This window comes from Methylocystis bryophila (genome assembly GCF_027925445.1).
GTDB classification, from domain to species: domain Bacteria; phylum Pseudomonadota; class Alphaproteobacteria; order Rhizobiales; family Beijerinckiaceae; genus Methylocystis; species Methylocystis bryophila.
This window is the reverse complement of the sequence record NZ_AP027149.1, coordinates 2293567-2313748: the sequence shown is the minus strand read 5'-3', so window position 1 is coordinate 2313748 and position 20182 is coordinate 2293567. Positions and strand designations below refer to the sequence as shown.

At 65.9% G+C, this 20182-nt stretch carries 21 protein-coding genes; 6 read left to right on the top strand and 15 right to left on the bottom strand.

From position 1 onward, the window contains the following. Positions 1-169: 169 nt before the first annotated feature. The gene (locus tag QMG80_RS10835) at positions 170-982 is read left to right on the top strand and encodes a methyltransferase domain-containing protein (RefSeq protein WP_085772838.1); all 813 of its coding nucleotides are present in this window, start codon (positions 170-172) and stop codon (positions 980-982) included. A 27-nt stretch (positions 983-1009) separates the two neighbouring features. Here QMG80_RS10835 and QMG80_RS10830 read toward each other — a convergent pair whose 3' ends face one another. From QMG80_RS10830 to ribH, 14 genes are all read right to left on the bottom strand, one after another. Beyond that, on the bottom strand, positions 1010-1726 hold the full coding sequence (locus QMG80_RS10830) for an ABC transporter ATP-binding protein (protein WP_085772837.1): 717 nt from the start codon (positions 1724-1726) through the stop codon (positions 1010-1012). Positions 1727-1730: 4 nt separating this feature from the next. Then, entirely contained in the window at positions 1731-2456 is a 726-nt protein-coding gene (locus QMG80_RS10825; protein ID WP_085772836.1) for an ABC transporter permease, read from the bottom strand. Beyond that, the gene (locus tag QMG80_RS10820; protein ID WP_085772835.1) at positions 2453-3415 is read right to left on the bottom strand and encodes an ABC transporter substrate-binding protein; all 963 of its coding nucleotides are present in this window, start codon (positions 3413-3415) and stop codon (positions 2453-2455) included. Before QMG80_RS10820 ends, QMG80_RS10825 begins: the two co-directional genes overlap by 4 nt. 96 nt (positions 3416-3511) lie before the next feature. Beyond that, entirely contained in the window at positions 3512-3865 is a 354-nt protein-coding gene (locus QMG80_RS10815; RefSeq protein WP_085772834.1) for a cupin domain-containing protein, read from the bottom strand. Then, positions 3850-4560, bottom strand: a complete 711-nt coding sequence (locus QMG80_RS10810; RefSeq protein WP_085772833.1) for an ABC transporter substrate-binding protein — start codon at positions 4558-4560, stop codon at positions 3850-3852. Before QMG80_RS10810 ends, QMG80_RS10815 begins: the two co-directional genes overlap by 16 nt. 207 nt (positions 4561-4767) lie before the next feature. Then, positions 4768-5649 carry an alpha/beta hydrolase gene (locus tag QMG80_RS10805; protein ID WP_085772832.1) on the bottom strand — a complete coding sequence of 294 codons (882 nt, stop codon included), beginning with the start codon at positions 5647-5649 and terminating at the stop codon, positions 4768-4770. Next, positions 5646-6533 (bottom strand): hypothetical protein, encoded by an 888-nt coding sequence (locus tag QMG80_RS10800; RefSeq protein WP_102938128.1) that lies wholly within the window; start codon positions 6531-6533, stop codon positions 5646-5648. The genes QMG80_RS10805 and QMG80_RS10800 overlap by 4 nt, the downstream gene beginning before the upstream one ends. Continuing rightward, a complete protein-coding gene (locus QMG80_RS10795; RefSeq protein WP_085772831.1) occupies positions 6530-6775 on the bottom strand; it encodes a hypothetical protein in 246 nt (81 codons plus the stop codon). Before QMG80_RS10795 ends, QMG80_RS10800 begins: the two co-directional genes overlap by 4 nt. Before the next feature lie 150 nt (positions 6776-6925). After that, the gene (locus tag QMG80_RS10790; protein WP_085772830.1) at positions 6926-9106 is read right to left on the bottom strand and encodes a sodium-translocating pyrophosphatase; all 2181 of its coding nucleotides are present in this window, start codon (positions 9104-9106) and stop codon (positions 6926-6928) included. Between the two features lie 184 nt (positions 9107-9290). Continuing rightward, positions 9291-10256, bottom strand: coding sequence for a thiamine-phosphate kinase (gene thiL / locus QMG80_RS10785; RefSeq protein WP_085772829.1), 966 nt, complete (start codon positions 10254-10256; stop codon positions 9291-9293). Between the two features lie 151 nt (positions 10257-10407). Next, complete coding sequence (locus QMG80_RS10780) at positions 10408-10734, bottom strand: nucleotidyltransferase domain-containing protein (protein ID WP_085772828.1); 327 nt, start codon at positions 10732-10734, stop codon at positions 10408-10410. 203 nt (positions 10735-10937) lie between these two features. Next, positions 10938-11684, bottom strand: a complete 747-nt coding sequence (locus tag QMG80_RS10775) for a nucleoside deaminase (RefSeq protein WP_245299972.1) — start codon at positions 11682-11684, stop codon at positions 10938-10940. 195 nt (positions 11685-11879) lie between these two features. Continuing rightward, on the bottom strand, positions 11880-12338 hold the full coding sequence (nusB, locus tag QMG80_RS10770) for a transcription antitermination factor NusB (RefSeq protein ID WP_085772827.1): 459 nt from the start codon (positions 12336-12338) through the stop codon (positions 11880-11882). Then, positions 12335-12826 (bottom strand): 6,7-dimethyl-8-ribityllumazine synthase, encoded by a 492-nt coding sequence (ribH, locus tag QMG80_RS10765; protein WP_085773818.1) that lies wholly within the window; start codon positions 12824-12826, stop codon positions 12335-12337. Before ribH ends, nusB begins: the two co-directional genes overlap by 4 nt. 292 nt (positions 12827-13118) lie before the next feature. On the opposite strand from ribH, the gene QMG80_RS10760 reads away from it, so the two are divergent. Beyond that, entirely contained in the window at positions 13119-14213 is a 1095-nt protein-coding gene (locus QMG80_RS10760) for a hypothetical protein (RefSeq protein ID WP_158658847.1), read from the top strand. A gap of 49 nt (positions 14214-14262) precedes the next feature. Here QMG80_RS10760 and QMG80_RS10755 read toward each other — a convergent pair whose 3' ends face one another. Next, positions 14263-15813: an NAD(P)H-hydrate dehydratase gene (locus QMG80_RS10755; protein WP_085772825.1), complete on the bottom strand. Its 1551-nt coding sequence runs from the start codon at positions 15811-15813 to the stop codon at positions 14263-14265. A gap of 180 nt (positions 15814-15993) precedes the next feature. On the opposite strand from QMG80_RS10755, the gene QMG80_RS10750 reads away from it, so the two are divergent. From QMG80_RS10750 to QMG80_RS10735, 4 genes are all read left to right on the top strand, one after another. Next, positions 15994-16530, top strand: coding sequence for a hypothetical protein (locus QMG80_RS10750; protein WP_085772824.1), 537 nt, complete (start codon positions 15994-15996; stop codon positions 16528-16530). Between the two features lie 68 nt (positions 16531-16598). Beyond that, positions 16599-18746, top strand: a complete 2148-nt coding sequence (locus QMG80_RS10745) for a PA5441 family protein (protein WP_245299971.1) — start codon at positions 16599-16601, stop codon at positions 18744-18746. Further along, entirely contained in the window at positions 18743-19465 is a 723-nt protein-coding gene (locus QMG80_RS10740) for a DUF3142 domain-containing protein (protein ID WP_245299970.1), read from the top strand. Before QMG80_RS10745 ends, QMG80_RS10740 begins: the two co-directional genes overlap by 4 nt. Before the next feature lie 56 nt (positions 19466-19521). Continuing rightward, complete coding sequence (locus QMG80_RS10735) at positions 19522-20109, top strand: hypothetical protein (protein ID WP_085772822.1); 588 nt, start codon at positions 19522-19524, stop codon at positions 20107-20109. Positions 20110-20182: the final 73 nt, after the last annotated feature.

Genomic DNA, 20182 nt, shown 5'->3' with positions numbered 1-20182 from the left:
AGCATAGCGGCGCCGGGCGCCGGGACAATGATAACAAGAGGACGCAGGACGATGCAGCTCCTTTATGGCTCCGGTCCTGGCCCCGAAACCGACGATGCGCTAGCATCGCCGCACCCTCCGTCCTTGGCGGCCGGCAAAAGCCCCCACCTCAGCACCCGGCGAGAATCGGATGACGAAAAACATCGGCAGCGGATTTCGCGACGCGGACAGCGAGCTCTTCGGCAGGCTGCTTCAATGCCTGGATTTCATGGGTGAGATCCCCTTCTTCAGAGCCTACAAATCTCATTCGTGGGCGTCGCTCAAAATCGAGCCCGGGCAAACGATTCTCGATGTCGCCTGCGGGACGGGCTCGGATCTGATCCAGCTCGCCGACCGATACCCCGAGACAAATTTCATCGGCGTCGAAAGGAGCGAGAGCTTCCTCGCCGTCGCCAAGGAGCGGGCGGGGTCCAGGGCGAACCTTCAGTTTCTGCCCGGCGACGCCCACAAAATCCCGCTGGAGGACCGGCGGGCGCATGGCGCGCGAATCGATCGCTCGCTACAACATGTGGAGGCCCCCGCCGCCGTCATGAAGGAGATGGCGCGCGTCACCAAGATCGGCGGCCATATTGTCGCCTGCGAGCCCGACTGGGAAACATTCGTCTTGTTCAATGGCGAGTTCGACGACAGCCGAAAGATTGCCGGCTTTTTTCAACGCTCCATTCGCCACCCTTTCATCGGGCGGGAACTCGCGTCACTCATGAATCAAAGCGGCGTCGAGCCGCTCGAGACGCATGTCCACGCTTATTGGACCGGCAAGGTGCAAGAGGCCGATGTGATTTTCGATGTCCGCAAAGTCGCCGATCAATGCGCGGAGGCCGACTTGATCGCCCAGGAGGATGTAGACAATTGGTGGTCCCTATCCCAGCAGGCGTCGCAGAAGGGGATCTTTCTCGCGGCCCTCAGCATCGTCGAGGCGAGCGGCGTTGTGGGAAGCGTGTAGGACGGCAAGGTCGCCAATTTGATCGGATCACGGCGCTCGCAGTCGGCTAATCATCGCCTTTGCCTCCTCGGCATAGTGGCGTGCGCGACCTTCTGTCATTTTCCCGCGCGGCGTCGCGATCGCAAGCGTGGCCGCCACACGCGTCGGCCGCGGGGTCAGGATGAATATGCGGTCGGCGAGCGCGATGGCCTCGTTGAGATCATGCGTCACAATCAGCGTCGTCACATGCGTCTCGTCGATGAGCCGCGCGATGCGCTCGCGCAGCTCGAGGGCCAAGGCCGCGTCGAGCGAGACGAGCGGCTCGTCGAGCAGCAGGAGCGTGGGATGGATGGCGAGCGCGCGGGCGAGCGCGGCGCGACGCGCAAGGCCGAGCGATAGGCGCCCGGGAAATTCGTCGCGATGCGCCGCCAGGTCAAAGCCGGCAAGCAGCGCGTCGATCTCGGCGTCGCTCGCGTCTGGGGCGGCGATCTTCAGATTGTCGAAGACGCTACGCCAGGGCAGAAGCCGCGGCTCCTGAAACGCCATGCCAAGCCGGCTTCCGCGCGGCAAGGAGACGCGGCCGGAAAAATCCGCGTCGAGACCGGCGATGATGCGCAGAAGCGTCGTCTTGCCGCATCCCGAAGGCCCGACGAGCGCGCCGGCCTCGCCGCGCGCGAGCGCAAAGCGAAGACCGCCGATGACCGTCGTCTTGCGTCCGTCCGGCGAGAGAAATTCCTTGGCCGCGATGTCGACGTCGAGCAGCATCGTCTCAACGCCAGCGCGCGACCCGCCGCTCGAAAGGCTGCACGACGAAAGTTTCGACGCAGAGCATCAGAGCGACGAAAGGAAGCGCATAGGCGAGCAGCATGCGCACATCGAAGAGCTGGAACGCGGTGTAGATCTTGAAGCCGACGCCGTTTGGACGGCCCAGGAGCTCGACGATCAGCACGATCTTCCACACCAGCGAAAGGCCCGAGCGCGTGGCCGCGGCGAGATAAGGCGCAAGTTGCGGCAGCACGACATGGCGCAGCCGCGTCGCGACCGGAAAACGAAAGGCCCGCGCCATGTCATCGAGCAGCGGATCCTGCGCGCGCGCGCCTTCGCGCGCCAGCACCATCGCGCCAGGAAGCTTGTTCAGCGCGACGGCGCCGATCGCCGCGACCTCGGTCAAGCCGGCCCAGAGATAGGCGAGAACGATCACAACCAGCGCCGGCAAATTCAAAAGCGCGACGAGCCACGGGTCGAGGATTTTATCGGCGACGCGACGGCGCCCCATCCAATAACCCAGAGCCGAGCCGAGCGTCATCGCCAGCGCGAAGCTCGCCGCGACGCGCGCCAGCGTGACGCCGAGATTGGAAAAGAGCGCGCCCGAGCGCGCTTCCTCGAAGATCGCCGCAAGCACTGGCAGCGGCCCGGGCAGACGGCGCGGATCGCTGAACAGCGCCGCCCCCTGCCACAGCCCCAGCATCGCGACGAAGGAGAGAAGCCTGATCAAGGAGCGGCCTTGTAGAACGTCCCCGGCGGCAAGCTCTTGGCGGATCCGACCAGCGCCTCCCCGCCGGTCGCGGCGAGGACAGCGAAGAGCTTTGCGGCATCCGCCTCTTGCTCCGCGAGCGAGCCTTTGGGAAAGGCCTCGACGTAGCGCTTGCGATAGAGATCGAGCGTCGCCTTGTCTTTTGCGGGGACACGCGGAGCGGCCTTGGCCCAGGCTTCGTCATTCGTTGCGATGAGCGTCTTCGCTTTCTTCATCATGGCGAAGAAGCGCGCGAGCGTCTGGCCGTGCGCCGTCGCGAATTTTTCGTCGAACACATAGCCCGTGACGACCGGATCGCTCGTTGCGCCCAGAGCCCTCTCGACCTGCGCCATGTCGATGGCGCGGCGAAAGCCGCGCGCTTCGAGATCGGTCGCGAAGTTCCAGAACTCCAGCACCGCGTCGATCTCGCCCTGCGCGGCCTTCTCGGCGAGAAGCGGCGGCGCGCCATAGACGATCGAGGCGGCCTTCTCGAGATCGACGCCCTGCCTGAGCGCATGGGCTTTGAGCAAGAGCCAGCTCTTGTCGAGCGGCCCGCCGGCGACGCCGAGCTTCTTGCCCGCGAGGTCTTTGACGGACTTGATCGCCAGGTCCTTCGTCATCACCGCGCCGATGCCGGTCGAGACCGGGGAGAAGGCAAGGCCGTGGCCGCCCGCGCGCTCGCGCGCGACCCAGAGCCAGTCGGAGACGATGACGTCGGCCGAGCCGCCCATGAGCGCGATCTTGCCGGCCTCGGGCGAGGCGAGCTCGGTGATTTTCAGATCAAGCCCGGCCTCCTTGTCGAGACCATAGGCGGAGACGACCGCCATCTCCCACACCGTCGTGCCGGTCGCCTGCAAGGCGAGCCGCAATGGGTCGGCCGCGTGCGCGGGCTGCGCCAGGAGCGCGGCGAGCGCGACGAGGGCGAGAAAGACTGGACGCATGGGGGGTTTTCCCGACGAGAGGCGTGATTGGAGCCTCATATCGCAGGCGCGAGAGCGCGTCGATGCCCCAAGGAACGCTTCCGAAGTCCGGGCTTTTTAGGAAGAGAGGGGAGTCTCAAGCTCGACATAAAGCCGTCGCCACGGCTGATCGTCGATGAGACGCCACCGGTGCCCGGTTCCGGTCGTATCCGACGCCAAGAGAATATCGCCCGGATGCAGAATGAACGTCTCGCCGTCGCGCGTGACAAACTCCAGCGTGCCGGACAGCGTGATGACGAATTGCTCGCAGGGCGCCCTGTGCCATTCCAGCGAGGAGCCCGCCGCGGTCTCCTCAAAATGCGCTTTGCTCGTCAGCCAAGCGGTCCCAAGAGGAAGCTCTTTGCGCTCCACATGAGAGCGGCCATCGGCGCCGGTGAAAAGGTGGATGCAGGGAATTACGTCAGAAGCCATTTTTGCGCCAATCGTTGCAGCGCGCCGCTCGCCTGCAGTCGCGCCTGAGCCTTGTTTATCGCGTCTAGCACGGCGCTGTCGCCCAGACGAACGGCGACGCCGAGCGTTTCGTCCGTTATGCCTTCCTGCACCAAGCGCAATCGCGGCCGATCCTTGATCAGCCAGCGCATCACGGGAGCGAGCTTCATCACCCCGCCGATTTTCCCTGCGGCCAAGTCGTCCAGCATCACGCCGATGTCATGGTAGGCGTAAGTGCGGATCTCGGCGATCCGGCCCTCCTCCTTGAGCCGCTGCGCCACGGGCTCCGACGTATTGCCGTGCTGCACGCCGAGGATCATCCCCTTCAAATCGTCGATGGATTTGACGTGCGGCGTCGCCTCGACATTGCAGACGAGGCTCTGGCCGGAGCGCAGATAGGGCGTGCAGAAACTCGCCAGCTTCTCGCGCTCAGGCGTGATCGTCGCGCCCGACGCGACGCAATCATAGTTCCCGCTCGCGAGGCCGTCGAAAATGCCGTTGAAGTCGGCGCCGGCATAAGCGCTCAGCCGCCATTCGAGGCCAAGCTCGGCGGCGATGGCCTGCGTCAGCTCGATGTCGAATCCGCGAGGCGCATCGGCTTCCAAGAACTCGAAGGGAGGATCGGGCAACGCCGACCCCACACGAAGGACGCCCGGTGTGACAGTGCTGGGGGTCACAGATGCTCCCTCCGTTGCCTGCAGCCAAACTATCGAGCCGCTTAGAACCTGTCACGGAAAAGTGCGGAGCGGTTTTACGGTCAGGACATGCTCTAAGATTCTGGCTTGGCGCGGTTTCGCATCGCTCGAACGATTCCGTTCGAGCGGGAAATCGCTAGGGCGAGGCAATTCAGGAGGGCGAGCCAATCAGTCGGACCAAGCTCTAACCTATGGGCCTGTTGAGCTTTTTACCCTCTCCCTCAAAAAATCCGCGGCCTCCCGAAGCGAGGCGCGCGCCTCCTCCATCACGCCAATGGCAAGCTGCCAGCAATGCGGGACGGCCGGCCAGAGGGAGAGCCTCGTCTCGACGCCGGCTTCCGTGGCGCTGGCGGCGAAGCGAAGGGCATCGTCGCGCAAGAGCTCGTCCTCCGCCACATGGATCAAGAGCGGCGGCAGGTCGGAGAGCTCGGCGTAAAGCGGCGAGGCGCGCGGGTCCCTCGGGCTCGCGCCGGAAAGATAAGCGCGAGAGGCGATTTTCAGCATCTTGCGCGTGAAGAGCGGATCGCGCCCCTCGTTCTCGCGCGCCGAGACGCCGGTCACGGCGAGATCGGTCCAAGGCGAGAAGAGCGCCGCAGCCTGGGGCAGCGTCTCGCCGTCCTGGCGCCGCGCCGCCATGAGGCCGAGCGCCAAGCCCGCGCCGGCCGAGTCGCCGGCGAGCGCGACGGCTGCATGCTCTTGGGCGAGCGCCGCAAAGGACGCGCGCGCGTCCTCGAAGGCTGCGGGAAAAATATGTCGCGGCGCGAGACGATAGGCGGGCGTGAAGACCTGAAAGCCCATCGCGGCGAAGGCCGTGGCGATCGGCCGATAGGACTTCGGCGTTCCGGCGAAGAAGGCGCCGCCATGGAGGTAGAGCAGCGGCGTTCCGACGCCGCAAACTTCTGTCGGCACGCCGCCGAGCCGCTGGCGCCTGAAGCCGCCCTCGGGCGTCTCATAGGGGAACTCGAGCGCGAAGGCCCGCGCCGCCTCGGTGAGCGTCTGCGCGAAGCTCAGTCGCGGCTTCACCCGGCGACGAAGAAAGCGACAGGCGAGCGCCGGCGAGATGTCCCTCAAATGTCGCGGCCCTCGACCTCGACACGAAGCCGCTGCTCGCTGCGCCGCAGGCTCTCGAGCTTGGGCGCGAGCGCAAGCGCGCGGCGATAGGCGTCGAGCGCGCCCTTCTTGTCGTCGGCCTCCTCCTTGAGCGACCCGAGCGCCATGAGCGCGTCGTAACGGCGCGGCTCGAGGCTCAGCGCCGTCTCGAGATCGGCGCGCGCGCCCCGCACGTCGCCTTCGGCGGCCCGCAGCCGGGCGCGCTGGACGAAGCCCTCTGACCAAGTGGGATCAATGCTGACGAGGTCGTTGAGCAGCGCCAACGCCAAGGCTGAGGCGCCGGCCTTCTCGGCCGTCGCGGCGCGCGTCGCGATCAGCCCAGAGGTGTCGGAGGGCGCATGGGCGAAGGCCTGGCGCAGCAGCCCCATGACGGCCTCGGCTTCCGACGAGTCCGACGCGGCTTTCAAGCGCGCCGCAAGCTCGTCGGTCACCGTCGCCTGAGCTTGCGCGGGCGTCGACTTAACCGCGGGCTTGATGACGCGCGGGGGCTTCTTCGGGGCGTCGCGCGGCGCCTGCCCCTGGGCAGGCTCCTGCTCGAGGGGGGGCGGCAAAGGGATGCGGCCGAAGCCCGGGATCTCGATGAAGCCGCCGTTGGGCTCGTCGGCGGCGCCCGCAATATTGGGCGCGGCGAGAAGCGCGAGCCCAAGGAGGAAAGGAAGCGTCTTTCGCATCGCCATGAGCGCGAAGATAGTCCGATGCGCGAAGAGCGCAAGGCAGCCCGTTTGTGGGCGAAACAGAGCCGCCTCCAACTGGCCCAAGTCTCGAACGCCCGCAGCGCCGCCGAACCGATCAAGCTGATCCTCGTGGATCGCCAGAATTTCGACGACCGTGAGATAGTCGCTCACTTGGCCGGCTTCTCGCAAAGCGCAGCGTAGCGCGGCACGCTCGCCTTGTAAGCGGCGAGCACATGCTCACGCGGGCGGCTCCCCGTGCGCTGCTCGATAAGCGCCTTGAGCGCCTCCTCGACGACCGCTTGCAATTGTCGCCCTTCGTTCCTGGCGATTTTTCGAATGGCGGCGAGGACTTCGCCATCCACCTGCGTCGCGAATTTCTCGCGCGTTCCCGACACGAGGAATACTCCGCTCACCTTAGGATTCTGGCTTCTTTAAATATCTAGAAATGTCATTTCGGCGCGCGCCGCAATTCGCCGCGTCCACTCCCGACCGCAGGCCCGGCCGCTGAAAGCAAAAGGGCGGGGTCTCCCCCGCCCTTCCAAATCTCGACCGCTCTCCGCCGCTCAGTGCGCCAGCACGGCGAGCAGCAGCAGCGCGACAATATTGGTGATCTTGATCGCCGGGTTCACGGCCGGGCCGGCGGTGTCCTTATAGGGATCGCCGACCGTGTCGCCGGTCACCGCCGCCTTATGCGCGTCGCCGCCCTTGACATGGGTGACGCCGTCCTTGTCGACGAAACCGTCTTCAAAGCTCTTCTTGGCGTTGTCCCAAGCGCCGCCGCCCGAGGTCATCGAGATCGCGACGAAAATGCCGTTGACGATGACGCCCAGCAGCAGCGCGCCCAGCGCCGCAAAGGCGTTGGCCTTGCCGCCCAGGATCCAGGCCACGAGGAAGGCCACGATCGGCGCGAGCACGGGCAGGAGCGAGGGAACGATCATTTCCTGGATCGCCGCCTGGGTAAGCAAGTCGACGGCGCGGCCATAGTCGGGACGCTCCGTGCCGGCCATGATGCCCGGATTCTTGAACTGACGGCGCACCTCCTCGACGACCGAGCCGGCGGCGCGGCCGACGGCGGTCATCGCAATGCCGCCGAAAAGGTAAGGGATGAGGCCGCCGAAGATCAGGCCCGCGACGACGTAAGGATTGGAGAGCGCGAAGTCGACGGTCTCCATCCCTTTGAAGAAGGGGAGGCCCTGCTCCGTGAAGTGCTTCAGGTCGTTCGTGTAGGCGGCGAAGAGCACGAGCGCGCCGAGGCCCGCCGAGCCGATCGCATAGCCTTTGGTGACGGCCTTGGTCGTGTTGCCGACCGCGTCGAGCGCGTCGGTCGACTGGCGCACCTCCTTCGGCAGGCCCGCCATTTCGGCGATGCCGCCGGCGTTATCGGTCACCGGACCGAAGGCGTCGAGCGCGACGATCATGCCGGCGAGGCCGAGCATCGTCGTGACAGCGATCGCGACGCCGAAGAGGCCGCCGAGATTATAGGTGAACAAGATGCCGAGCACGATCACCAGCGCCGGCGCCGCCGTCGACTCGAGCGACACCGCGAGGCCCTGAATCACATTGGTGCCGTGACCCGTCACCGAGGCCTGCGCGATCGAGACGACCGGACGCTTGCCGGTGCCCGTGTAGTATTCGGTGATGTAGACGATCGCCGCAGTCACGATGAGGCCGATGACGCCGTCGATGAAGAGCCAGAAACCGTAGATCGGCTGGCCGTTCACCTTGCCGATCTCGCCGAGGCCCACGGTGAAGAGCGTCGCGAGGAAAAGGCCGGCGATCGAGAAGACGCCCGAGGCGATGAGGCCCTTATAGAGCGCGCCCATGATCGAGTCGTCGATGCCGAGCTTCTTGAACCAGGGCGCGGCGAGCTTGGTGAGCTCGAAGGAATGGCTGTCGCCGAGCTGGACGAAATAAGTGCCGGCGATCGAGGCGAGGATCGACAGGCCGCCGATCGCGAGCGGATAGAGCACCGCGTTGGAGAGGCCTTCCTGGCCGGAGAAGAAGATCGAGGCGAGCACCATCGTCGCGACGACGGTGACGGCGTAAGTCTCGAAGAGGTCGGCCGCCATGCCGGCGCAATCGCCGACATTGTCGCCGACATTGTCCGCGATGGTCGCCGGATTGCGCGGGTCGTCCTCGGGAATGCCCGCCTCGACCTTGCCGACGAGGTCGGCGCCGACGTCCGCGCCCTTGGTGAAGATGCCGCCGCCGAGACGCGCGAAGATCGAGATCAGCGAGGCGCCGAAGCTCAAGCCCACGAGCGCGTCGACGACCGTGCGGTCGGCGGGACCATAGCCCGCGCCCCAGGTGAGGATCGCGTAATAGATCGCGACGCCGAGCAGCGCGAGGCCCGCGACGAGAAGACCCGTGATCGCGCCCGCCTTGAAGGCGATGTCGAGGCCCTCGGCGAGGGACTTCGTCGCGGCCTGGGCGGTGCGGACATTGGCGCGCACCGAGACGTTCATGCCGATGTAGCCGGCCGCGCCCGAAAGCACCGCGCCAAGCACGAAGCCGAAGGCGACCCAGAGGCCGAGGAACAGCGCCAGCAGCACGGCCACGCCGGCGCCGACCATGCCGATCGTGCGGTATTGGCGATTGAGATAGGCCTGCGCGCCCTCCGCGATCGCGCCCGCGATCTCCTGCATCCGCGCGGAGCCGGCGTCTTGCGCCAGGAGTTCCTTGGCGGTCAGCGCCCCATAGGCGACTGCCGCCAGCCCGAACAGAATAGTGAGAAACAATACCATGGTGGTCCCGCCCTCTTGTTCCGGCGCCTCTTGCGGGCGCCGCTATATGCGAGGATCGCCGCCGCCCTCGCGCTTTGCCGAAAAAAGACGCGCAGCCGCGATCCGAATCGCGGCTGCGGCGGTTGTTCTCTTCACCCTTTGCCAGAAAGCTTTGCCGGCGGCAATGGGCGCAAACCGGCGCAATCTAAAAGTGGCTGAACGACAAAGCACTGAATTCAATTATGTTTCCACGCTCGTCGACGAGCCGTGGCGGCTCCTCGCCAGCAACGATTTCGCCGATTCTACGAAAGTCCCGCCGCCCGCCGGGGCTGACGCCGAAAAGCCTGGCGTCGCCGCAGGCGAGGATCTCGTAATCGTCGCCTCCGCAAAGCAGCGTTTCGAGGAGATCCGGGGCGAAGGCGAGCGCCTCGCGCGCAGCCTCGGAAAGGGGGATATCTTCCAGCTTCACACGCGCGGCGACCTTGGAGGCGCGCGCGAGCTTGGCCAAATCGCCGATCAGACCGTCGGAGACGTCCATCGCGGCGCTCGCGCCCGCACGCAGCTGGGACGCGAGCTCGAGGCGCGGGCGCGGCAACAGATAGCGCTCGAGCAGGAAGTCGCGCGAGGAGGCCGAAAGCCGCGCGGCGAGGGCCGGGTCTTTGCGCAGCCGCAGCCCCAGCGCGGCGTCGCCGATGGTCCCGCTGACGAAGACGCCGTCGCCGACCTTCGCTCCCGTGCGCGGCACGAAGCGCCCCTTAGCGCAGCCGAGCGCCGTGATCGAAATCGTCAGGGGCCCGGGCGTTTTGACCGTGTCGCCGCCAAGGAGCGGACAGGAGAAGGAGCCCGCGTCCTCCCCGAGCCCCTGCGCGAAAGCCGCGAGCCAGTCGTTCGTCCAATCCTGCGGCAACGCCAGCGCCAGCAGGAAGCCCAAGGGCTCGGCGCCCTTGGCGGCGAGATCGGAGAGATTGACGCGCAGCGCCTTTTTGGCGATGGCGCCGGGCGGGTCGTCGGCAAAGAAATGCACGCCCGCGACGAGCGCATCCACCGTCGCGACGGTCTCCTCGCCCGCCGGCAGCAGCGCCGCATCGTCCGCGAGCCCGAGCCCCGCCGGCCCCGCGAGCGGCGCGAAGAGCTGTTCGATGAGCTCAAACTCGGTGAAGCGGCGTGTCATGGAAGGAGGCTGGCCACGGATTCTACAGCATGAAAACCCGCAAGATATGCGGCGCGCCCAGCTTCATCCGCCCAATGACTGGCGTCGAGGAAGGTTTGCGCTTTCGCCAGAAACTCGCGCGCCTTCTCCAAAAACGCGCCCGTCTCCGGCTTCATAGAGTAAGGCCTTCCCGGCGAATTTCATGCATGAGCGGGGTGCGCTCGTCGTAAGCCTCAGCGCGGTAGGGCATGGCGTGAACGAACTCGCCGGTTTCCTCAAGGATAGCCGAGCTGATGTCGGCGAGGCGGTAAATCTCCTCGATGCGGTCGGGAATGTCACCGTGTAGAAACACGGCGATGTCGTAATCTGAATCCGGCCGCGCATCCCCCCGCGCGCGCGAGCCGAACAATACGAGGCGCGCCACGCGCTCCCCGTAGAGCTTGCGCGCCGCGCCGCGGAAACGCTCAAGAACCGGGTCTTCGGGGTCCTTCGCAGCCATTCGAGCAGTATAGCATGCCTCAAAGCCCCCAGCTGTTGTGCCCGAGGCCGACGCGTCCGGAGAGACGAGCGATGAGCGAGCGTCACCTTGGGCGCTCGCGCCACGGGTGCGATCGGCGCGAAGACTGACTTCGCCGCGCCCGGAAGCGCCTCGCGAAAATAAGCAGTCCACCCGGTCGGGCCAACATCAGAGCGAGCAAGACCTCAGTAAGGATGGCGATCCTTTTTGTCTTCCCACGCACGGTAAGCTTTTAGCCCCGTGTCTCGCTCGAAGTTAGGCGTCACCGCAATGTTCCGCCGTTTCTCCCAGGGCAGCTTGAAGTCCTCGTATTGGAACGCGTCGTCGAAGCCGATATGGCTCGTGTCGTCCAGGCTCGCGGCGAAATAGACGTGATCGATGCGCGACCAGTAGATCGCGCTCATGCACATCGGGCATGGGGCGCCATTGATGTAGATTTCGCAGCCCTTCAACATCTTCGCGCGCTGAGGCACGCGATCGGGAGAGTTCGGCGGACGCGGGATCATTTCGAGGATGGTTCCCGCGCCATAATCGCTCCCCAAAAGCGTCTTGGGATTGAGCCGCTGCGAGGCGTCCATAATCGCAGTGACCTCGGCGTGGAACACCGGACATCCGGTGAGAAGAACCCGGTTCTGCCCCCGTCCGATGATCTCCCCATCCTTCACGATGACGGCGCCGAACGGTCCTCCCCAGCCCTTCTCGACCGATTCCGTCGCCAGATCCGTCGCCTCCTGCATGAACTTTCGCTGAGCCTCGGTCGCGTGGACGGGCGCCGTTTTGCCGTCTGGCGTGGGGACTTTCTCCTTCGCCTGCGCGCTCGTCGTGGCGAATGCGCCTGCGGCGGCGGCTCCCGCGGCGACCGCCGTGCACGTCATGAAGCGGCGTCTTCCGAGATTGGTACGGTGCGGGAGTTGAAAGATGGTTTCCATCATAGGCGCCATTCCTCCTCAATTCGCCTCGCGAAGTCGATGGCGAGGACTTGATCGCCCTAACCACATAGAGCTTTGTCATCGCCATAAGAGAAAAAACTACGGCCGCGCTCTCGTGAGCTTGCAGGGTTTGAAACGCCTTGCGCGCGTAAGAGCGCGTTACGGAAAAATGCGCCCAGAGTCACGCGCCGTCTCGCCTCAGCTCTTGGCCTTTTCTGCGGCGCGCGTCTCGCGGGCAAGGCGGTCGAGCACGGCGTTGATCATTCCGCATTCGGTCGGGCCGAAGAAGGCCCCCGCCACGTCCACATATTCCTTGATCGCGACGGAAGCCGGCACGTCCGGACGACGCATCAGCTCGAAGGCGCCGGCGCGCAAGATCGCGCGCATGACAGTCTCGATGCGCGAAAGGGGCCAGCCGCCTGAGAGCGCGGCATCGATCTTTGTGTCGATGAGGCGCTGCTCTTCGAGCACGCCGCCCAGCACCTCACGGAAGAAGCCGACCGCCGCGGGGCGATATTGCGCGCCCTCGATCTCCCGGCCCATCCAATGCGCCTCGAACTCGGCCTGGACCTCGTGCAGGCCCTTACCGGCGACCTCCATCTGATAGAGCGCCTGCACGACGGCGAGACGGGCGTTGGAGCGCTCGGCGGCTTTCATCGGCGAGAGCCCTGCTCGCGCGCAAGGCGGATCAACGCGAGGGCCGCGAGCGCGGCGTCGGCGCCCTTGTCCCCTTGCTTGGGGTCGGCGCGCACAATCGCCTGCTCCTCGTTCTCGACGGTGAGTATGCCGTTGCCGAGCGGTAGGCGCTGCGAGACGGCAAGATCGCTCAAGGCGCGCGCGCTCTCATTGGCGACGATCTCGAAATGATAGGTCTCGCCGCGGATGACGCAGCCGAGCGCGACGACGCCGTCATAGGGCGCGCCGACCTTGCGGGCGGCCTCCAGCGCGATGGCCGCCGCCGGAGCGATCTCGAGCGCGCCCGGAACCTCGATCACGCGCGCTTCGACTTTTGCGCGCGCAAGCGCCGCCGCCGCGCCCTCGCGCAGAAGCGCGACGATGCGGGCGTTGAAATGCGCGGCGACGACGAGCACGCGCGCGCCGGGTAGTGGCGCGAATTCCTGATCCGCGCGGGAGAAACCTGCCATGGGGTCCTTGAGGTGCCGATAGCGCCAGGATGGCGTCGGGCGCCACGCCAAGGCGTCTGACACGCGCGCGCGCATGAGGCAAGCGCCGGCGGCGCGGCGGCGGCTTGGGGAGGACGCTCAGGCCGCTCCACGCCTGCAACCCTCTGTTAAGACGTGAGAAATCCAAAGCCTTCGGCCGGCGGCGTTAATTTGCCCGGCTGTGACCTCTGGGCAACAGACAATCTCGAAAATTAATGATTAAGTAACCTCTATTCATTCGCCCCAAGATTCCTCTTGAGAGCGGGAGCGTAAATTGAGACGCAAGTTTTACTTGATGATTAGCGGTTTCGCTTCCCTCGCGGTGAGCGGATGCGGATTCGGTCTGCGCGTTCCCGAGATTCAAGAAGCCTGGGACAGCCCTCAGGACGGCGACTTACTGATCCGCGAGATTTCCAAAACCGTGTATTTATCTATCGAAAAGGCCGTCGTCTGCGTCATGCAGGACAGCGGCCCTCTGAGGGACCCGAAGAACAGGGAGCTTTTCAAAAAAAATTGGGGCGTGCAGGCGACGCTCGTGCTCACGATCCAGGAGTCCAGCGCGCTCGCTCCTGGGCTCACGTTGAATACGCAGATGCACAACGGCGTCGTGAATTTCGCCGGCGAGTATTTCGGCTCCTCAACGGCGTCATTCGGCGGGCCGTGGGCGCCATTCGTGAGCGGTTACCCGTCGACCTCCACTTTTGGGCCGCTCCAGGTCCCGCAAGCCTATTCCCTGGGCTTTGGCGGCAAGGCGAGTTCGCAAGCGACGCGTATCGAATCCTCAGGCGCTTATTTTACCGTCGAGAAGCTCTTACAAAACGCCAAGCTTGAAAACGTCAGAACTGGCTCCCGATACGAAAAAGAACAGGCGCAGTGCGGCGAACAGACGATTGATGAGGCTGAACGGGATAAGTTATATCCGGACGAACAGGAAAACGGGCGCAAGCCATCAAAGACGGCTCAGTTCCTCTCTTTGATCGTAAATAACGATCTCAAAATCTACGACTGGCTGGCGTCGGCTTTGCACATCCAAGAGGTCATTGCTGGGATGGGAGGCGGAACCATGGACACCGGCAAAGGTAGCGGGAAGAGTCCGGCTGTCGGCCAAAATGCAATCACCCATGAGGTGGCGTTCTTCGTCGTGACCGAAGGCAGCGTCACCCCGAGCTGGAGATTGGTCCGCGTTTCCGCGAATCAAAACTCGCCCCTCTTCGACACGCAACGCCAACGCACTCATGACCTGATCGTCACTTTCGGGCCGAGGGATCCCAAAACCGGCCAACTCGAGCGCGCGGCCCAACAACAGCACGACGCCGCGCTCTACGGCCTCGCCAACGTCAATGGGATCAGGGGAATCTTCCAACCCTGAGTTGAGGGGAGGCGAGAAGATCCCCTTTGGCTGGGGAACATTCTCGGTCTCAGAGAACGGCTTCCAGACAGCCGACAAGCTCCCGCCACACAGCGGGGAGCGTCGCGGCGATATCGTCGGCGATGAGGCCCGGTCCGAAGAGCGTCGCGGCGCGCGCATGCATCCAGGCGCCGCAGGAAGCGGCGGCGAAAGGCTCCATGCCTTGCGCCAGCAGGCCGGCGATCATGCCGGTGAGCGTATCCCCCGAGCCGGCTGTGGCGAGCCAGGGCGAAGCCGCGGCGAGGATGGACGCACGCCCGTCAGGCGAGGCCACCACCGTGTCCGGGCCCTTGAAAAGCACGATCGCGCCGCTCAACCGCGCGGCGTTGCGGGCGTGGTCGAGCTTCGAGGGTCCGTCATTCGCGGCGTCGCCAAAGAGCCTGGCGAATTCGCCGGCATGGGGCGTCAGCACCACAGCGCCCGGCGCCTTCGCGATAAGCCGCCGGAGCGTCTCGAGCTCGCCAGCAAAGCTCGTCAGCGCGTCGGCGTCGAGCACGATGGCGCGCTTCGCGTCCGGCTCCGGCGCGGGTTCGAGCGCCGTCTCCACCAGGCGGCGCGTGGCTTCGCCCACGCCCAGCCCGGGCCCGAGCGCGACGACGTTCTTGCGGGCGTCGGAAAGCAGCGCGGCCAGGCCCTCGGCGCCCTCGGCCTCGCGCAGCATCACGCTGGTGAGCGCCGGCGCATTGGCGGCCATGGCGTCGCGAGGACTCGCGAGCGTGACGAGCCCCGCCCCCGTTCGCAGCGCCGCCTGCGCGGCGAGCCGCGCCGCGCCGGTGAAAGAGAACCCGCCCGAGACGACGACCGCGTGGCCGCGCGAGTATTTGTGGCCGTCGACGCGCGGCAGAGGCAAGAGATTGCGCCACAGGCCGGGCGCGTTCACGAAGGTTTGCGGCTTGATCTCGCCCAGCACCGCCGAGCGGATGCCGATGTGCGCGCAGGTCAGCTCTCCGCAATGGAGTCGGCCCGGCAGCAGCAGATGGCCGTTTTTCAGCCGAAAGAAGGTGACGGTCGCGTCCGCCTCGACAGCGACCCCGCGCACCGCGCCGCTCGATCCGTCGATCCCGGAGGGGATGTCCACCGCGACGACGCGCACGCCGCTTTCGCGCCGATATTGGTTCAGCCGGCGGATCAGATCGGCGGCCTTTCCCTCGATGTCGCGCGCGAGGCCCGTGCCGAAGAGCGCGTCGATCACAATATCGGCGTTGGCGAGCAAGCAGGCCTCCGCCGGCTCCACGGCCCCGTCCCAGGCCGCGGCGGCGGCGAGCGCGTCGCCGCGCAAATTCGACGGCGGCGTCAGCGCGCCCACGCGCAGCTTCATGCGCGCCTGACGCAAGAGACGCGCCGCCACATAGCCGTCGCCGCCGTTGTTGCCGGGCCCGCAGAGCACGAGCACACGCCGCCCGCTGCTCGTCTGCAGCATGCGCGTCACGACGCTGACGAGCGCCGCGGCGGCGTTCTTCATGAGCTCCTTGCCGGGGAGGCCCGACTCGATCGTCAAGCGATCGGCGCGCGCCATCTCTTCGGTCGTCAGGATCTCGGTCGGAAAAGGATCGAGCGGCATGAGCCGATGGTCGCAAATGGCTTCGCGGAGAGCAATGGGCGCGGGCAGCTATTTGAGCAGCGGATAGGCGCTTTTTGCTTTGCGCCTGAATTTGCTACTCAATTATCAATACATGCATCAACACATGTCGGCTGGACGTCGACCGCAAGGGCGATCGCGCCCTAAAACGAGAAGAACCGCATGCTTTCGCTCATTCTTCTTTGCCACGACCGCTCCCCGACGCGCGAAGCGACAGACTCGGGCGCGCTCCTCCGCGAGCGGGCCGCGCGCAGCCTCGGCTCCCTCGTCGAGGCCTCGATCGCCGGCGTCATCGCCGACGCAACGCTCGTCGCCGCGCCCGCTCCGTCGCTCGCCGACATCGCAGACGAGGCCGGCTGTCATATGATCGAGGAGGCGGACGCCGGCGCGGCACTTGCGCGGGCGCTCGCTCAGGCGCGCCAGGCGGACGTCTTCCTGCTCTGCGCCGGCTTTTGCGCCGATCGCGGATTCGTGGACGAGGCGGCAGACATTGCGGCCTTCGGCGGCTTGAAGATGGCGCGGGCGCTCAAGGCCGCGCCGGAAGGACTGCTGACCCGGCTTGCCCCGTCGCTTGCGCGCCCGGTCGGGCTCCTCGCGCGCAAGACTGCCCTCTTGAACGCCGGCGGCGCCGAGGTCGCACGCCTCGCGCGCCTTCTCAAGGCGCGCGAGATGGTTTCGCGGGCGCGACGCGGCGCGTGAGCTGGCGCACGGCGCGAGCCCGAGCGCCGCTTTAGAACTTCCCACCGCGGAGACGTCTGGAGGCGCGAATGACCGACCTAATCGCTTCGATTCCCTCTGAGGCCCGTCGCTTCGTCCTGCGCCTGTCGCGCCTCGGCGCCCTCCCCGCTCTGCTGCTCCTTCCGCTCGACGCCGCCAAAGCCTGCGCAGGCGGCGGAGATACGGGGCCGATCTGGACGCTCGACCATAAAGCCTACGCCAGCGACAGCGGCCTCCCCTTCCTCAGTCCCGGCAACGACAGCCGCATCAATCTGCAGCTCCTCATGCTCGACGCGGCGTCGCGGCGCATCGCGCCACAGGCGCCCGCGGCGGATCTCGGCCCCGATCTGAACGCCAGCGGACTCTTCGATCTGTCGGATCTCGATACGGCCTGCGGGCGTCCGCCGCGGCGGCCCGACTCGGTCCCGGCCGCCGATGGCGAAGGCAGCCGCTGCCTCTCGCTTGAAGCCGGCAAGAGAGCCTTCGTCGAGGCGGCGCGTGAGGAAAGGGGTCTGAGCGACGGCGAGCGCGCCGCGCTGATCGAGGCGCGCAACGGCTTGACCTCCAGTTGCGACGAGAAAGGCGCCAAATCTTCTCCCGCGGAGGATGCGCTCGCCAAGATCGCAAAGCCCAGCGAGACAGCGCGCGAATTCGCCGCCTACCTCGCCGGCGCCAAGGCTTTTTACGACGGCGCTTTCGACGCGGCCCTCACTCAGTTCGCGTCGCTCGCGAAGTCTCGGAACGCGTGGTTGAACGAGACCGCGCGCTACATGAGCGGCCGCGCCCTACTCAACAAGGCGCAGATCGGCGCCTTCGCCGAATTCGACGGAACCGCCGAGCCGAAAGTCTCCGACAAGGCCTCGCTCGACGCGGCGGAGAATGCGTTCAAGGCGTATATTTCGGACTATCCCAAGGGCCGCTACGCCGCATCGGCGCAGGGACTGCTCCGCCGCGTCTCTTGGCTCGCGCGCGACAAGGCGAAGCTCGGCGCGGAATATGCCGCGCTGATCTCGCAAGCCGGCGCGGCGCGCTCCGCTTCGGCCCTCCCCGATCTCGCCGACGAGATCGACCTCAAATTCCTGGGCGAGAAGGGCGAGAGCCCTGATCCCAATCTGCTCGCCGTCAGAGACCTGATGCGCATGCGGGCGAGCGGCAAGGGCAAGCCCGACTTTCCCGACCAGGAACTGGAGGCGCAGGCGAAGGATTTCACGGGTCGCGCGGCGCTCTTCGATTATTTGAAAGCCGCGCGCGCCTATTATGTCGACGGCGACTCGCAGCAGGCGCTGAAGCTTCTCGGCGAGCCGGCGCCCGGCCCTTTGTCGTCGCCCTATCTCGCTTTCAGCCGCGAGACCTTGCGCGGCCAGGCGCTCATGGCGTCGGGCCAATATGAGAGGGCGGTGGAGCAATGGCGCCGGCTTCTGCCGCTCGCCGACGATCCCTGGCGGAAGGAAGCGGTCGAGCTCGGCCTCGCCATGAGCTGGGAGCGGCTCGGAACCGTCAACAAGGTCTTCCTGCCGGGCACGCGCATCGCCTCGCCGCGCATCCGCGCCCTTTTGCTGCGATACGTCGCGGGACCGATCTTGCTACGCATGGCGGTGGAGAATCCGGAAACCACCCCGGCCGAGCGGCGGCTCGCGCGCGTCGTCCTGCTCTTCAAAGAGGCGACGCACGGGCAATACGGTAATTTTTTGCAAGACTACAACGCCGAAGGGCTGAGCCGGGACGAGGTCGAAGGCCGGTCGCTCGCCGACGCCTATAAATCCACGACGCTGCTCTGGCCGGGAACGAAGACGCCCTACCCCTGCCCCGACTTGCGCGACGTCGTCAAAGAACTCTCCGCCAACGCCAATTCCTCGCACGGTCTCTTGTGCCTCGGCGAATTCATCCGCGTCGCCGATCTCGACGGGTTTGAGTCGGTCCACCCGCCCGCCGAGGAGCTGGGCGGAACCAAGCCGATCTTCCCCGGCGAGCCCTTCTCCCGCGGCGAGGTCTATAAGAAGCTTGTCTCCGAAGCCTCGACGCCGGAGCGCGACAAGGCCTATGCGCTCTTTCGCTTGGTGAACTGCTATGCGCCCGCGGGCAACAACACCTGCGGCGGGACGGATGTCGACCTCGCTCAACGCAAGGCCTGGCACGACGAGCTGAAGTCGCGCTATGGCGCGACGCCCTGGGCGAAAAGCCTGAAATTCTATTGGTGAGAAGGCTGCGCCTCTTCGCGCTGGCGCTGCTGCTTCTCGGGCCGGCGCCGCCCTCCGCCGGCGAGATCGTTCGGGCGCAGGATCACGACGCCTATTGGCTTTGGGCCGGCGTCAAGACGCGCCCCGAATTGGAGAAAGCGAAAACCCTCTATCTGCTGCAGGGCGAGATCGGACCGGACCGGTTCGGCGAGGTGCGCCTAAAAGCGCAGGGCGGAACCGAGCCCGGCCCGCATGCGCCGACCCTTTGGCTCGTCTATCGCGTGCGCAGCCTCGATTGGACGCCGGAGATCTTCGCAGCGGTCAACCGCCGGCTGGCTCGATGGCGGGACGCGACGCGCGTCGCCGGCGTGCAGGTGGACTTCGACGCCTCGACGCATGGTCTAAAAAACTACGCGGCCTTTCTCGGGAAGCTTCGCGCGGCTCTGCCGAAGGACTGCTGGCTCGGCGTGACAGGGCTGATGGACTGGGCCTCGCAGGCGACGATCGAGGATATCGAGGCGCTCTCGGAAACCGTTGACGAATTGATCTTCCAGACTTATCGCGGTCGCGAGACGGTCGCCGACATCGACGCCTATCTGGCGCGGCTCGGCCGGCTCAATGTTCCCTTTCGGCTGGGGATCGCGGAAGGCGCCGCCTGGTCGCCGCCCACGGCGCTTGCCCGCAATCCGCATTTCCTGGGCTATGTCGTCTTCCTGCGCAACGAAGCGGAGGATCATTGACGCCGCGCGCAAAAATGTCAGAAATTGCTGCCGGAGCGGCGCAAGGAAAAACAAAAATGGCTCTGCGAAGTCTCGCGGCGTGGATTCTGACAGCGTTGCTCTCCCTTGCAATCGCGGCCCCGGAGGCTCGCGCGCGCGGCGCGCTGACGCTCAATCAGGACGTCTGCCTTCTCTACATCGGACCCGACTACGCCTATTTTTCCGCCTATGATCCGCACAAGCCGAAGAAGCGCTATTGCGAGGAGGCGCCGCGAACAGGCGTGACCGTCTTTGCGATCGACTTTGCGCAAAGCGAGATGCGCGAGATGAAGGTCGCGTTCCGCGTCCTTCGCAACATCGGCGAGACGACGGACCCGGCGGCGATCGAGGCTGCAACGCTCGCCCGCACGGAGCCGCGCGTCTACCCTACTGGGAGCCTCAGCCTCGCCTATGACTTCAAGGAGCCCGGCGATTACGCGGGGCTCGTGACCGTCGACGGTCCCAACGGCGAACAATGGGTCGCCTATTTTCCCTTTGCGGTCGCGCAGCCCTATCGGGCGCGCCTGCCCTATTACCTGCTAGGCGTGGCGGGGCTCCTCGCCATATTTGTCATCTTCTGGGGGAAGGATCAGCGCGGGAAGAAACCCGAGCCGAAGCGCGGATGATAACTCCCTCTACCTGCGGAATTCGCTCTGGAGCATGTCACGGAAAAGCGCGAAGCGGTTTTCCGTGACATGC